General features: G+C 63.2%; 13 protein-coding genes. 11 read left to right on the top strand and 2 right to left on the bottom strand.

The features are described from left to right. Positions 1 to 110 precede the first annotated feature (110 nt). From CGS25_RS11345 to CGS25_RS11335, 3 genes are read left to right on the top strand one after another with little or no spacing between them, the layout of a single operon-like run. Entirely contained in the window at positions 111 to 1,115 is a 1,005-nt protein-coding gene (locus CGS25_RS11345; RefSeq protein WP_101675514.1) for an adenosine kinase, read from the top strand. Between the two features lie 5 nt (positions 1,116 to 1,120). Further along, the gene (locus CGS25_RS11340) at positions 1,121 to 1,453 is read left to right on the top strand and encodes a Rieske (2Fe-2S) protein (RefSeq protein WP_089033246.1); all 333 of its coding nucleotides are present in this window, start codon (positions 1,121 to 1,123) and stop codon (positions 1,451 to 1,453) included. After that, positions 1,450 to 2,460 carry a serine/threonine protein kinase gene (locus tag CGS25_RS11335; RefSeq protein ID WP_089033247.1) on the top strand — a complete coding sequence of 337 codons (1,011 nt, stop codon included), beginning with the start codon at positions 1,450 to 1,452 and terminating at the stop codon, positions 2,458 to 2,460. Before CGS25_RS11340 ends, CGS25_RS11335 begins: the two co-directional genes overlap by 4 nt. On the opposite strand, the gene sfsA is transcribed toward CGS25_RS11335, so the two are convergent. Together sfsA and CGS25_RS11325 are read right to left on the bottom strand one after the other, a co-directional pair. Next, a complete protein-coding gene (gene sfsA, locus CGS25_RS11330; RefSeq protein ID WP_089033248.1) occupies positions 2,453 to 3,178 on the bottom strand; it encodes a DNA/RNA nuclease SfsA in 726 nt (241 codons plus the stop codon). The two genes, CGS25_RS11335 and sfsA, sit on opposite strands and share 8 nt — an antisense overlap. After that, positions 3,175 to 4,290 carry an aminotransferase class I/II-fold pyridoxal phosphate-dependent enzyme gene (locus CGS25_RS11325; protein WP_089033249.1) on the bottom strand — a complete coding sequence of 372 codons (1,116 nt, stop codon included), beginning with the start codon at positions 4,288 to 4,290 and terminating at the stop codon, positions 3,175 to 3,177. Before CGS25_RS11325 ends, sfsA begins: the two co-directional genes overlap by 4 nt. A 1,324-nt stretch (positions 4,291 to 5,614) precedes the next feature. Here CGS25_RS11325 and dksA point away from each other — a divergent pair. From dksA to CGS25_RS11280, 8 genes are all read left to right on the top strand, one after another. Further along, positions 5,615 to 5,977 (top strand): RNA polymerase-binding protein DksA, encoded by a 363-nt coding sequence (gene dksA, locus CGS25_RS11315; RefSeq protein WP_198588767.1) that lies wholly within the window; start codon positions 5,615 to 5,617, stop codon positions 5,975 to 5,977. 124 nt (positions 5,978 to 6,101) lie between these two features. Continuing rightward, complete coding sequence (gene gluQRS / locus CGS25_RS11310; RefSeq protein ID WP_101675512.1) at positions 6,102 to 6,992, top strand: tRNA glutamyl-Q(34) synthetase GluQRS; 891 nt, start codon at positions 6,102 to 6,104, stop codon at positions 6,990 to 6,992. A 143-nt stretch (positions 6,993 to 7,135) separates the two neighbouring features. Then, positions 7,136 to 7,318, top strand: a complete 183-nt coding sequence (locus CGS25_RS11305) for a hypothetical protein (RefSeq protein WP_089033252.1) — start codon at positions 7,136 to 7,138, stop codon at positions 7,316 to 7,318. Beyond that, the gene (locus tag CGS25_RS11300; protein WP_089033253.1) at positions 7,308 to 10,256 is read left to right on the top strand and encodes a sensor histidine kinase; all 2,949 of its coding nucleotides are present in this window, start codon (positions 7,308 to 7,310) and stop codon (positions 10,254 to 10,256) included. Before CGS25_RS11305 ends, CGS25_RS11300 begins: the two co-directional genes overlap by 11 nt. Before the next feature lie 15 nt (positions 10,257 to 10,271). Continuing rightward, on the top strand, positions 10,272 to 11,597 hold the full coding sequence (locus CGS25_RS11295; RefSeq protein WP_089033254.1) for a sigma-54-dependent transcriptional regulator: 1,326 nt from the start codon (positions 10,272 to 10,274) through the stop codon (positions 11,595 to 11,597). 732 nt (positions 11,598 to 12,329) lie between these two features. Further along, positions 12,330 to 13,610, top strand: coding sequence for a polynucleotide adenylyltransferase PcnB (gene pcnB / locus CGS25_RS11290; RefSeq protein ID WP_232802366.1), 1,281 nt, complete (start codon positions 12,330 to 12,332; stop codon positions 13,608 to 13,610). 1 nt (position 13,611) lies between these two features. After that, positions 13,612 to 14,124: a 2-amino-4-hydroxy-6-hydroxymethyldihydropteridine diphosphokinase gene (folK, locus tag CGS25_RS11285; protein ID WP_101675519.1), complete on the top strand. Its 513-nt coding sequence runs from the start codon at positions 13,612 to 13,614 to the stop codon at positions 14,122 to 14,124. Then, positions 14,105 to 14,785, top strand: a complete 681-nt coding sequence (locus tag CGS25_RS11280; protein WP_089033256.1) for a deoxynucleoside kinase — start codon at positions 14,105 to 14,107, stop codon at positions 14,783 to 14,785. The genes folK and CGS25_RS11280 overlap by 20 nt, the downstream gene beginning before the upstream one ends. Positions 14,786 to 14,803 lie beyond the last annotated feature (18 nt).

Here is a 14,803-nt window from a genome sequence, read left to right as displayed (position 1 = left end):
TCGGCAGTCTGTTATGAGTGCTCACGGTCCGGAGGGTTCCTGGCGTTCGGTTTGGCAACGCGCGGAGGCATCACCATAATAGGCAGCTTCGCAATCGGCCCGGAGTCTCCATGGACAAGAAATACGACGTTTACGCCCTCGGCAACGCGCTGGTGGACACCGAGGTGGAGATCAGCGACGACTTCATCGCACGCATGGATTTGGGCAAGGGTCTGATGACGCTGGTGGACGAAGCACGCCAGCAGGAATTGCTGGCGGCCCTGGACGGCGAAGCCGAACCGCACAAGCACACCTGCGGCGGTTCGGCCTGCAACACCGTGGTCGCGACCCGTCTGTTCGGCGGTAAAAGCTACTACGCCTGTAAAGTTGCCGACGACGCCACCGGCGACTTTTTCGTGCGCGACCTGCTCGCCGCCGGCGTCGACACCAACATGAACGGCGCCCGGGACAGCGGCGTGTCCGGCAAATGCCTGGTGATGATCACCCCGGACGCCGAGCGCACCATGAACACGTTCCTCGGCATCTCCCAGGCGGTTGGCGAAGCGGAGCTGGATGAAGAGGCCATCGCCGCCTCCCGCTACGTTTACCTGGAAGGTTATCTGGTCAGTTCCGACAGCGCCCGCGCCGCCGCCGTGAAACTGCGCAAGCTGGCGGAGAAACACGGCGTGCGCACCTCGCTGACGTTCTCGGACCCGGCCATGGTGCAATTCTTCAAGGAAGGCCTGAGCGAGATGCTCGGCGATGGCGTCGATTTACTGTTCTGCAACGAAGCCGAAGCGATGGGCTACACCGGCACCGATTCCGTGGAGGCCGCCCTGGACGCGCTCAAACCGCTGTGCCGGGGCCTGGTGATGACGCTGGGTGCCGAGGGCGCGCTGGTGTGGGATGGCGAGCAGGCTCATCGTATTGAACCGGTGCCGGTCAAAGCGGTCGACACCAACGGGGCCGGAGACATGTTCGCCGGCGCCTTTCTGTACGCCATCAACCACGGCCACGATTTCGTCAGTGCCGGGCGTCTCGCCTCCACCGCCAGCGCCCGTCTGGTCACTGAGTTCGGCCCGCGCCTGGCGGCCGCCGCGCACCTGGAAATCCGCCGCCAGACGCTCGGGGAGTGACGGCCATGCAAGCGGTTTGCCGCGTCGATGACATCGACCACGAGAGCGCCCGGGAATTTCTGGTCGGCGATCAGCCGGTGGTGGTGGTACGCTTCGACGGCCAGTTCCACGCCTATCTGAACTGGTGCCCCCACCTTGGTATCGAGCTCAATTTTATGCCCGATCAGTTTATGGACGACGACGGCCGATTCCTGGTGTGCGCCAATCACGGCGCCCTGTTTGAACCGGACAACGGCGCCTGCCTGTCCGGGCCATGCAGCGGCGATGCCTTGACTCCGGTGCCCCTGGAAGTGCGTGACGAGCAGATCTGGCTGGGTCCTGTCGGGGCTCCGGCGTGAGCGGCGCCGAGGGCGACGCACCCACTCCCGGCCACCGCGAAGCGAGCGGCCACCCCTACGATGCGCTGACCCCCGACCTGTTGCTGGACGCGGTGGAAAGTGCGGGCTTTGTCACCGATGGCCGCTTGCTCGCACTGAACAGCTTTGAGAACCGGGTGTATCAGGTGGGCCTGGAAGACGCCACGCCGGTGGTGGTGAAGTTTTATCGCCCCAACCGCTGGAGCGACGAACAGATCCGCGAAGAACACCGCTTCAGCCTGTTCCTGCGCGACAACGAATTGCCGGTGGTGGCACCGCTGGCCAACCAGGCCGGGGAAACACTGTTTATTCACCAGGGGTTCCGCTTCGCCGTGTTTCCCCGCCAGGGCGGCCACGGCCCGGAGCTGGACAACCCGGACCATCTGCGCGTGCTCGGCCGCACGCTGGCGCGCTGGCACGCCGCCGGCGACGACCGTCCGTTCAAAAAACGTCCGGTGATTGAGCTGGTCGGAGACTGCCGCGAGGCCATTGAGTACGTCAACCAGGGCGTGGTCGACCCCAACTACGCCGGCCGCTATCGCGACGTCGGCGCGGCGCTGATCGGGGAAATCGAACGGGTCACCCGGGACATCCGCTGGCAACCAATCAACGTGCACGGCGACTGCCACGCCGGCAACATCCTCTGGCGCGACAACCGACCGCATTTCGTGGACCTCGACGACAGCCTGCGGGGACCGGCCATGCAGGATTTGTGGATGCTGCTCTCCGGTGACGCGGAAGAGAACCGCCAGCAACTGATTATTCTGTCCGAAGGGTACGAAACCTTTCTGCCGTTTCCCTGGCACCAGCGCGTTCTCATCGATCCGCTGCGCACCCGCCGCCTGCTGCGTCACAGCGCCTGGCTGGCGCGCCGTTGGGACGACCCGGCGTTTCCAATCGCGTTTCCCTGGTTCGATTCACCCCGTTACTGGCAGGAACACGTCACCGACCTGGAGCAGCAGCTCGCGGCGTTGAAAAACATCAACTGAGCACCACCGGCAGCGGCCGGTCGAGAACGAATTCGTCCGCCGCCATGCGGGTCTTCCAGGCCATGATTTCCACGCCGGCACCGGCGGCATCGCCCAGCATGCGCGCATAGACCGGGTCGATGTGCCCGGCCGGCCCCGCCGCCAGCGCACCACTGTGTTGCACGCAGAAAAACAACACCGCCCGGCCGCCCTGGCGCACCACCTCGGCAAGCCCCAGCAAATGCTTCTGCCCACGCAAGGTCACCGAATCCGGAAAGCGGATCATGCCATCGTCCGGATCGTCCGGGCCCGCCCCCAGTGTCACGTTTTTCACTTCAATAAAGGTGTGCGGCGCGCCCCGCTCGCCCAATGCCAGATCGAAACGGCTGTCGCCGAAGGTGACTTCCCGCTCCACTCCGATGGTCGGGTCCAGTCCGTCAAGACGACCGGCCAGCAGCGCCTCCGCCACCAGGGCATTGGTGCGCGCGGTGTTGACCCCGGCCCAATGGCCGTGGGCCACCTGCACCGCCTCCAGCGTATGCCGGTATTTACGGCTGGCGTTGCCGCTGTCGGAGATCAGCGCCGCCTGCTCCACGCCGGGCAGCACACAGTGGCGCATGGAACCGGTGTTCGGGCAATGCACGGTGATTTCGCTGCCGTCCGTCAGGCGCACATCGGCAAGAAAGCGCTTATAGCGACGCAGCAGCGTCACCGCCTGCAAAGGTGGTGAGAATTTCATTGCCTCAGGAAACCAGCCAGCCGCGCCAGCCCCTCGCGCAGCCGCGACTCATCGCAGGTGTAGGCCACACGCAGATAACGCTCAGGGTGATGCGTGGCACCAAAATCCAGCCCCGGAGTCAGGGCCACGCCGGTCTCTTCGAGCAACCGCTGACAAAAGCCGAAGCTGTCTTCGGTATAAGCGCTCACGTCCAGGTACAGGTAAAACGCCCCTTCGGCGCCGCCCACCACCGGCAGATTCAACCCGGCCAGGGCCTCCACCAGCAGGGTACGACGACGCTCCAGCAACCGTCGGCGTTGCTCGGCGATTGCCAGGGCTTCGTCATCGAACGCCGCCAGCGCGCCATATTGAGCCACCGTGGCGGGCGCCAGAAACCAGTTTTGCGCCAACCGCTCAATCGCCGGCACCCACGCCGCCGGCGCCACCAGCCAGCCCAACCGCCAGCCGGTCATGCCAAAGTATTTGCTGAAACTGTTGATCACCACCGCATCGGCGGTGTGTCGCAAAACACTGTCCGCGCCTTCGCCATAACAAAGTCCCTGGTAAATCTCATCCACCACCAGGGTGCCGCCATGTCCGGCGCAGAATTCCGCCATCGCTTTCAGCTCGGCGCCGGCCAGGCGATTACCGGTGGGGTTATCAGGGCTTGCCACCAGCGCGGCACGGGTGCGTTCGCCCCAGCATTGCGCCAACCGTGCCGGCGTCAGGGCGAAGCCATTGTCCACGCTCAGAGGCAACGGCCGTGGCACCCCACCCACCAGCGTAACGAACTGCTGATTGCACGGGTAACCCGGATCGCACAGTAACACCTCATCGCCCGGGTTGATCAACGCGCCCATGACCAGCTGCAGCGCCCCCGAGGCCCCCGGCGTCACCACCACCTGGGAGGCCTGCACCGGCGCCGCGAATCGCTCCCGGTAGTCCCGGGCAATCGCTTCGCGCAACGCCGGCAGCCCCGCCGCCGGGGTGTAACGGGTGTCGCCCCGGTCCATCGCCCGGCGCGCCGCCGCCATGATCGGCTCCGGGCAGGGAAAGTCCGGTTCGCCCACTTCCAGATGAATAATGTCACGGCCCGCCGCTTGCAGGGCCTGGGCCCGCTCGAGCAGCGCCATGACGTGAAAAGGGGGTGTTTGGCGGGCAAGGCGGGACAGTATCTCGGGGTTTGGCAAGGGAACCTCTTTCCGTTTGGCGGGGTATGGCTATAATCCGGAAGTTTGCTGGCGCCCACCAGCACTCACAGGGACGCCGCCGCTTGGCTTAACCAGGCCCGACACGCCCGCCATTGCCCCGTTTCAGGGCTTCGGCGCGGTAGTGACAAGGCTGACGCTAAAGCGGTATGGTCGAAGATTACACTATTGGGGCCTCTGAATAACCCAGGGTGGGGATGCAGATTGATTCAGGGTTTCCTCCGATCCGCCCGCCAACGGACACTGTTTCCGCACGGCCGGATTCGAAAAATAGCGAGTCGTGACTATGTTAAGGGAGTTGATCAAAATGGCCACTGGAAACAAGAGTAAAAAGAAAAAGGCGGCCAGCGCGGCGGGCAAATCCACACCCCGCAAAAGCGCCGGCAAAGCCCCCGCCACCAAGGCTGGCAGTGGCAAATCGACAGCTCCGGGCAACAAGAAGGCAGCCGCCAAAAAAGCCGTGGCGCCTGCTAAGAAAGCCGTGGCGAAGAAAACCACGGTGAAGAAAACCACGGCACCAAAGGCAGCAGCGAAAAAGGCGGCCGTCAAGAAAGCGGCCACCCCGAAAGCCGCGGCCAAAAAAACCGCCACGAAAAAAGCCGCCTCTCGAACGGCGCCCGTGAAAAAAGCGGCGGCCAGGAAAGCGGTAGCAAAGAAAGCGGTCGCTGGCCAAACCGCGGCGAAGAAAGCCGTGGCAAAGAAATCGGCGGCCAAGAAAGCAGTAACCAAGACAGCGCCGACAAAAAAAGGGGCGGTGAAGAAAGGGGCCACGAAAAGCCCCGTTGTGAAAAGCCCCGCCGTGAAAAAGGCCGCTAGCCGTCCCGCCGCCAGCGGCAAAGCCTCCCCCCGCAAAGCCGCCAGCACCACCGCGCCGGCGGCGAAGGCCAATAAGGCAAACAAATCCGCGACCGGCAAAGCGAAAAGCGCAGCGGCTCAACGCGGCCCCGCCACGCCGGCAAAGCACTCCGGTCAGACCGACCGACCCGCCCGCTCATCCGGTACATCCAAGGGAACAACCCCCGGTAAAGCGGCCAAACCGGCCACCGCCACGACGCGCGCGGCCAATCATTCATTGAGTTCCTCGGGAACCGCCAGGACGGCCTCCGGTCGCAAGGGAAGCGAACCGTCCCGTTCTACATATTCTGCTCAGGTGACAACGAAGGTGAAGAAATCCCCCTCATCCGCCAGTAAGGCGGATACGCTGATTCATGGTTTTACGCCTTATGTTCCCAAAAAAGGCGAGGAGTACATGAACGAAGCTCAGCGCGCTCACTTCCGGCAAATTCTTCTGGCATGGCGCCAGGAACTGATGGAAGAAGCCGACCGCACCATGCACCATCTTCAGGACGAAGTGGCCAATCTGCCCGACCCGGCCGACCGCGCCACCCAGGAAGAGGAATTCGCCCTGGAGCTGCGCACCCGCGACCGCGAGCGCAAACTGCTTAAGAAGATCGAAAAAGTACTGGATCAGATCGACAAGGATGACTACGGCTTCTGCGAAGCCTGCGGCGTGGAGATCGGCATCCGCCGTCTTGAGGCACGCCCCACCGCCGATCTTTGCATTGATTGCAAGGAACTGGCGGAAATCAAGGAGCGGCAGCTGGCGGGATAAAAAACAGTCGACAGTTGGCAATTGACAGCTAAAAACAAAACAGAACGAGCCACCGGTACTCCAATGCCAATCCAGTTCGCTCTGTTGTTCTCGCTGTCAACTGTCAACCATCAACTGTTTTATTATGCCCTACGTCGGTCGCTTCGCTCCCACCCCCTCCGGCCCGTTGCATTTTGGTTCTCTGGTAACGGCGCTGGCCAGTTGGCTGGATGCCCGCTATTACGGCGGCACCTGGCTGCTGCGCGTGGACGATCTTGACCCACCGCGCCAGCAAGCCGGCGCGGCGGAGCGGATTCTTCGCCAGTTGGAAGCTTTCGGCCTCGAGTGGGACGGCCAGCCTGTCTATCAAAGCCAGCGCAGCGCTGCCTATCAAGCGGCGGTGGAGCGTCTGCTCGCCCATGGAAACGCCTTTTACTGCAGCCTCTCGCGCAAACAGCTGGCGGCACTGGACGATCTTCATCCGGGCCCGGCGGTCGCCGAACCGCCGGGCCCGGACCTCGCCATCCGACTGGCCGTTCCCGACCGCGAGCGCTGCTTGCAAGACCGCTTGCAAGGGCGGGTCTGCGCGAATCTGGGCCGCGAAGGCGGCGCCTTTGTGATCCGCCGCCGGGATGGCTTGTACGCCTATCAACTCGCCTGCGCTCTGGACGACGCCGACCAAGGCATCACCGATGTGGTGCGCGGCAGCGATTTGCTGGCTTCGACACTGCGGCAGTTGTGGGTATTGCAATGCCTGGGCGCGCCGGCGCCGAACTACAGCCACCTGCCAGTGGTGATGGACCCGGCCGGCGGCAAGATGAGCAAGTCCGCCGGCGCCGCCGCGCTGGACATCAAGCGACCCGGCATCACCCTGTTCGCCGCGCTAGCGTGCGTGGGCCTTGAACCCGCGCCGGCCATGAGCGGCGCCGGCGTCAGTGAACAACTGGCCTGGGCGCGCCACCATTGGCGTCCGCAATTGCTGCCACGCGGGCGGCGCCAGCCGCTGCCCGCGCTTTTACAAGGCAGTGACCGGTAACGTATGCTCGACATCCTGCGACAGCGGCGCTGACCGCCGGCTCACCCTCTTCCATTGTCCCCCGGCGCCGGCGCCCCGCGCCCGGGATGACCCCTGGTGACCCTGCGACCTCACGCCGATCAACGCCGCGCCCGGGAGCCACGATGTACACCGACCGTCTGCTGATTATTTTCATTCTCGGCACCTACCTGCTCTCACCGGCGATCATTGACTGGTGGAGCGAAGGCGGCCGCGCCTGGTATCGCCCGTATCTGATCTGGCTTGGTCTGATCGCCCTGAGTTACTGGATCGCCCGCAGCAGGAGCCGCGACAGCGATGGCTTATAGTGTCGGTCAACTGATCCTGATCGCCTGCGGCTACCTGATGTTCCTGTTTCTGGTCGCCTGGATCACCGAGCGCGGCTGGCTTCCCGCGCGGCTGGTTCGCCACCCTCTGGTCTATGTGTTTTCTCTCGGCGTCTATGCCAGCGCCTGGGCCGTTTACGGCACGGTCGGTTACGCCTATCAGTATGGCTATAACTTCCTCGCCTATTTCCTCGGCATCTCCGGCGTGTTCCTGATGGCTCCGGTGCTACTGGCGCCGATTCTGCGCCTCACCACCACCTATCAACTCGGCTCCCTGGCGGACATTTTCGCGTTCCGTTATCGCAGCCGGATCGCTGGCGCACTGACCACCGTGATGATGGTGATCGGCATGCTGCCGCTGCTGTCTTTGCAGCTCAAAGCGGTGGCCGAATCAATTCAGATCCTGACCGGCGAACCGGACCCCTCTTGGGTGGCATTCTGGTTCTGTCTGCTGATCACGTTGTTCGCGATTCTGTTCGGCGCCCGCCATGCCACGGCGCGGGAGCGCCACGAAGGGCTGGTGGTGGCCATCGCCACCGAGTCACTGATCAAGGTGGCGGCGTTCGCCGCTGTCGCCGTGCTCGGCCTGTACGGTGTCTTCGACGGCCCCCAGGGTTTAACCCAATGGCTGGGCCAGCATCCGGAAATGCTCAGCCGCCTGTACGCACCACTTCAGGACGGCAGCTGGCACGGCCTGATCATGGCGTTTTTTGTGTCCGCCGTGGTGATGCCGCACATGTTCTACATGGCCTTCACCGAAAACCTCAATCCGCGCGCACTGGTTTCCGCCAGTTGGGGCTTGCCATTGCTGTTTCTGGGCATGGCGCTGTGCGTACCGATCATTCTGTGGTCGGCGCTGGCCAGCAATGCGCCCACCTCACCGGACTATTTCGCCCTGGGCGTGGGCATGGCCACCGGCCAGGGCGCGTTGCTGGGGTACCTGGCCGGCCTGGCGGGCGCCAGCGGCATGCTGATCGTCGCCACGCTGGCGCTTTCCGGCATGTGCCTGAATCATCTGGTGCTGCCGGCGAGCCCGCTCAGCGCGGCCCAGGATCTGTACCGCAACCTGCTGTGGACCCGGCGCGTTCTGATCGCCGCGATTCTGGCACTGGCCTACCTGTTCTATCGGCTGGCGGGCTGGTCGCACTCGTCGGTGGAACTGGGTGTGCTCACTTTCGTCGCCGCCCTGCAATTCGTTCCCGGCCTGATCGGCGCTCTGTTCTGGCCTTCGGGCAACCGCAACGGCCTGTTCGCCGGTATGATCGCCGGTTTCACGCTCTGGGCTTTGGCCCTGTTGCTGCCAATCTTGCACGCTCCCTGGCAAATTCCGCGGATACTGGGGCTGATCGGGCTGAACGATGTGCAGGGCGTGAGCCAGTGGAACCAGGTGGCGATCGCCTCAATTGTGTTCAACGGTGTTATCTACGCCATCGTCTCGATCATCACGCCGATGTCGCGTTCCGAGCGCACCGCCGCCGAAGCCTGCGCGGTGGGCAGCCTGCGCCGCCCCTACCGCTGGGAGCTCGGCGCGCAAACCGTGGACGATTTCATCCATGCGCTGAGCGCGCCGCTAGGGCCGGTCACCGCCGCCCGCGAAGTGGAGATGGCGCTGCGTGATCTGCGCATCAAACACAGCGAAACCCGCCCTTATGCCCTGCGGCGTTTGCGCGACCAACTGGAAACCAATCTGTCCGGTTTGCTCGGTCCCTCGGTGTCGCACCAATTGATGGATGACAACCTCCCCTATAAACCCGAAGAGGGCGAATCCAGTGAGGACATCCGCTTTATCGAGTCACGGCTGGAACAATACCGCGACAAGCTCTCGGGGCTGGCCGCTGAATTGGACAGCTTGCGGCGCTTCCATCGCCAGACTTTGCTGGAATTGCCCATCGGCGTGATCTCCCTCGGCGCCGACGGCGAAATCATCGGCTGGAACCGGGCCATGGAAGCACTCACCGACATCAGCGACGACGACACCATCGGTTCGCGCCTGGACCATCTTCCTTCCCCATGGGGAGAGCTGCTCGCCGATTTCAGCCGGGGCGAAACCACGCACAACCCTCAGCGCCATCTTCAGGTAGAGGGCCTGTCGCGCTGGTTGAGCCTGCATAAATCGCAAATTCAGAGCCAGGTACCAAACGAACAGGCCGGCGGCCAGGTGATCGTGCTTGAGGACATCACTGACCTGCGGCAGATGGAATCGCACCTGGCCCACAACGAACGGCTCGCCTCCATCGGTCGCCTGGCCGCCGGCGTGGCCCACGAAATCGGCAACCCGGTCACCGCCATCGCCTGTCTGGCGCAAAATCTGGATGGCCACAGTGACGCCGAGGAACAACAGCTCAGTGCCGCGCAGATCATGGAACAGACCCGCCGCATTACCCGCATCGTGGAATCGCTGGTGACGTTCAGCCATTCGGGGGGCTTCCGCGACACCATCCATGGGCCGGTGGATCTGCGCGCCACCGTTCAGGAAGCGATCGCCCTGCTGCTGCTCGACCCGGATCATCGCTTGCAGCACTTTGACAACCTCTGCGGCAGCGGCCACGAGGTGGTCGGCGACCCACAACGACTGCTACAGGTGTTCGTGAACCTGCTCGGTAACGCCGCCGACGCCAGTGACGACGAATCGCCGATCGTGATCCGCAGCGAAGACAACGGCGAGTGCATTGCGATCCAGGTCGAGGACCACGGCCACGGCGTGCCCGCCGAGTTGCGCGAGGCATTGTTCGAACCGTTCGTCACCAGCAAACCACCAGGCCGCGGCACCGGGCTGGGCCTGGCCCTGGTTTACAGTATTATCGAGGACCACCACGGCGCGGTCAGGGTACAAAGCCCCATCGACGGCGTTCGCGGCACCCGCTTTATCATCGAATTGCCACGCTATGGCACCACCAGTGCATCGTTGCAAACCGAATAATAGGGAACAGCAACCATGAGCCACATTCTGATCGTCGAAGATGAACCAGTGATCCGCGGCGCGCTGCGTAAACTGCTGGAACGCCACGATCACTCCGTGGCTGAAGCGGAATCCGTGGAGCAGGCCCTGGAGACCGGCCTCGCCCACTGCGACCTGATCATCAGCGACCTGCGGCTGCCCGGCGAGCCGGGCACGGCGCTGATCGGCAAAGCGCATCCGGTGCCGGTATTGATCATGACCAGCTACGCCAGTCTGCGCTCGGCGGTGGACGCCATGCGTCAGGGCGCGGTGGACTATATCCCCAAGCCGTTCGACCACGATGAAATGCTGATGGCGGTGCAGCGGGTGCTCAAGGAAGGCCGCATCAGTCGCGGCAATCAGGCCTTGCGCCGGGACATGGAACGCAGCTATCCGGTGCATTCCATGATTGGTCAGTGCGAGGCGATGCGTGAGCTCAGGCACCGCATAAACCGGGTCGGGCCCACCAACACGCCGGTGTTAATACTTGGCGAAGCCGGCTCCGGCAAGGAGCTCACCGCCCGGGCCCTGCACGAGAACAGTGAGCGCACCAAGGGGCCATTGATCACCGTGCACTGCGCGGCGCTGCCCAAGAACATGCAGCTTACGGATCTGTTCGGCGACGACGAACAACCCGGGCGCATTGAAGAGGCCGACGGCGGCACCCTGTTCCTGGATGAAGTGGGTGAACTTTCTCCAGAGGTTCAAAGCCGGCTTCTGACTCTGCTTGAGCAAGGGGAAATCCACCGGCAAAGCTCATTGGCGCCCCGGCGCGTGGACGTGCGGGTGATCGCCAGCAGCCAGATCGACCTGCCCTCGCGCGTCAGCGATGGCCGCTTCCGCGACGATCTTTATTACCGGCTGAATGTGATGGAACTGGAATTGCCGCCGTTGCGCGAGCGCGATGAAGACATCGACTTGCTGGCCAATGCGTTGCTGGCGCGCAGCGGCGAGAAACTCAACCACAGCCGCTTCTATTTCACCGAAGCGGCGCTCAGTGCCATGCGCGGCTACAGCTGGCCGGGGAATGTGCGCGAGCTGGAGAACGTGATCGAGCGGGCGGTGATTCTCACCGAGGAAGAGGGCATCGGCCCGGCGCAACTGGGGCTGAACCCCAACCGCATTCCCCAGCGCGTCAGCCGTGCCAGCCTGGACCCCTCGGAAGACCTTTCCCTGGAGGATTATTTCACCCGATTCGTGTTGGAAAATCAGGACAGCATGACCGAGACGGAGCTCGCCCAGAAACTCGGGATCAGCCGCAAAAGCCTTTGGGAGCGTCGCCAACGCCTGGGTATCCCGCGCCGCAAGAGCAGCCGCCGCTAACCACCATTGAGCCACCCCCACCCGTTGATTTTACCTTTACAGTTACGGAATAGTTGTTCACATGCGGGCAACGAACACGCCATTGGCGCTTGCTTGATGACACCAAGGGGTTTCGCCGGCGTCACCGCCGAGAGAGTGTTACCGTCCTACACAGAGGGGTAACAAGTTCGTTACCGGCGTCGATGCCAAGCGGGTAAGGTTTTTCCGTAATTCTCATAACTTGTTGATTTGTAAGCAATTAACAAGATGTTGCAAAGGAAAAACCATCCATGCACTATGAATCCCACGCCAGATAAACAAAACAAATACGGCGGAACGGCTCAGAAATAAGAACAAGAAAACGAAGAAGAAAAAGATGAGTCGATTAACAATGCCGCAACAAAAGTTGGTTACGGCGCAAGGCAGAAAAAAACACAAACAATAACAACAACAGAATCAGCGCATAGGGGACTACGGCAATGCCGCAGTCCCTTTTTACTTTCTGGCCCGTGAAGATACCGCGAATTCCCTCACGTTCCCAGCCAGCCCGCCAACCGGCGCCTTACCGGTGCGCACCGAACAAATAAACCTGGATTGGTTAAAAAGTGCTACCATGCCGCTTTTCATCCTCAGGACGATGAGTATTCAATGCCGTTAACGTTTTTGGGGCGTCTCATTTCAAACATCCTTAATTGGTTGACCCGCCTGACAGGCAAAGGTTCCGCACGCCCCCCCCGCCTCCCCGAAGCCATTGTGATCCCCCGTAACCAGCACAGCATATCGCGCAAGCAGGTATCCCGCGCCGCGCTGAACGTGCTCTACGGGCTCAACAAGGCCGGGTTCGAGGCTTTTCTGGTGGGTGGCTGCCTGCGTGATCTGCTGTGTGGCCGCCAGCCCAAGGATTTTGACGTGGTCACCGACGCCACCCCCGATCAGGTGGCCGATCTGTTCAAGCGCAGCCGCATCATTGGCCGGCGCTTCCAGATCGTGCACGTACGCTTTGGCCGCGAAGTCATCGAGGTCTCCACTTTCCGTGCCTTCCAGCGCGATGACGACCTGGACAGCGACCAGCACTCCGCCCATGAAGAGACCGGCCTGGTGTTGCGTGACAATACCTGGGGCAGCATCGAAGAAGACGCCCTGCGGCGCGACTTCACCATCAATGCGCTTTACTACAACATCGCCGACTTCGCCCTCTATGACTTTGTCGACAGCCGCCGGGACATCGAAAACGGCGTGATCCGCATGATCGGCGATCCCGTGCAGCGTTACCGGGAAGACCCGGTACGCATGCTCCGCGCCGCGCGCTTCGCCGCCAAGCTCGGCTTTTCCCTGGATGCCGCCAGCGCCACCCCCATCCCGGCGATGGCGGAACTGCTGCTGCAGGTACCGCCGGCGCGGTTGTTCGATGAAGTCCTCAAGCTGTTCCTCAGCGGCCATGCCCGAGCCTCCTACCAGCAGCTGCGCGACCTGGGCCTGTTCCACTTCCTGTTTCCGGACACCGAGGACAGCCTCGAAGGCGACCAGGGCGAAACCTGGGAACGCCTGATCCTGGCCGCCATGGACAATACCGACCGGCGCCTGGCCCAGGACAAACCGGTGACCCCCGCGTTTATCTTCGCGGTACTGCTGTGGCCGGTGATCACCGCCCGGCTGGAGCGCTACCAGGACGAAGGCATGCCGAGCGCCCCGGCACTGCACAAAGCCGCCACCGCCGCCCTTAACCTGCAGGTTAAGCACACCGCCATACCACGTCGCTTCTCCACCGTGATGCGGGAGATGTGGGAACTGCAGATGCGGCTGCCCAAGCGCGGCGGCAAACGGGCCGATGCCACCATGGAGCACCCCCGTTTCCGGGCCGCCTATGACTTTCTGCTGCTGCGCGAAGAAGCCGGCGAGTTGAACCCGGGGCTGGGCCAGTGGTGGACCCTCTACCAGGAAGCCGATGACATTGAGCGCCGCGACATGGTGCAAGCCCTCGGCCCCCAGGCCCAGGGTGGCAACGGGCGCCGGCGCCGGCGTCGGCGCCGCTGACATGGCCGTGGCCATCGGCCTGGGCAGCAATCTGGCGGACCCGGTCCATCAGGTGCGCCACGCCCTCGGCGATTTGGGCGACCTTCCGGACACCTGTCTGATCCGCCATTCCGCCCTCTACCAAAGCAGCCCGGTGGGCCCCCAGGATCAGCCCGACTTCATCAATGCGGTCGCCCTGCTGGACACCCGGTTGGCGCCCCCGTCCTTACTCGATCTTCTGCAATCGCTGGAACAGGCGGCCGGTCGGGTGAGGCGCCGTCATTGGGGCGAGCGCACCCTGGACCTGGATATTCTGCTGTGGCACGACCAATGCATCGACCTGCCCCGCCTGCAGGTGCCCCACCCGCAAATGTGCCGGCGCGCCTTCGTGCTCCGCCCGCTGCTTGATCTGATCCCCGCCGCCACCTTGCCCGATGGCACCCGCCTGCAGGACCATTGGATGGCGGTCACCGATCAGCCGTTGCGGCGCCTGTCTTGCCTGAAGGAGGATCAACTTGCTCAGCGAACGCATTAACCGGCTCCGAGACGCCGGCCAACTGCCCCGGTTCATCGCCGTTGAAGGCCCCATTGGCGTGGGCAAAACCACGCTGGCGCGACGTCTGGCGGACACCTTCGGCTTCGACACCCTGTTCGAGCAGGCCGAGGACAACCCGTTTCTGACCCGCTTCTATCAGGACCCGGCACGCTTTGCCCTGCAGACCGAGCTGTTCTTCCTGTTTCAGCGTGCCGAGCAACTGCGCCAATTGCGCCAGCAGGACCTGTTCTCGGGCCCCCGGGTCACCGATTTCCTGGTGGAAAAGAACCGCCTGTTCGCCGAGGTCAACCTGGACGACGACGAGTTCGAACTCTACGACAACGTCTACCAGCACATGCTGATCGACGCCCCCAGCCCGGATCTGGTGATCTATCTGCAGGCGCCCTCCACGGTGCTGCGCCAGCGGGTGCAGCGGCGTGGCCACGGTTTCGAGCAACGCATCGACACCGGCTACCTGGAACGCCTCAACGATGCCTATACGCGCTTCTTCCACTACTACGACGGCGCCCCGCTGCTGATCGTCAACGCCGCCGAGATCGACCTGGTCAGTGGCGACGCGGACTACCAGCACCTGGTGAGCGAGCTGCTGGACATCCGCACGGGTCGCCACTATTTTAACCCCCGGCCACTGGTCCGATAGCCGGTTCGGGGGCACCAT

Source organism: Alloalcanivorax mobilis, assembly GCF_002864685.1.
Classification (GTDB): Bacteria; Pseudomonadota; Gammaproteobacteria; order Pseudomonadales; family Alcanivoracaceae; genus Alloalcanivorax; species Alloalcanivorax mobilis.
The sequence above is the reverse complement of the archived record's forward strand: the minus strand, read 5'-3'. Positions and strand labels throughout refer to the sequence as shown.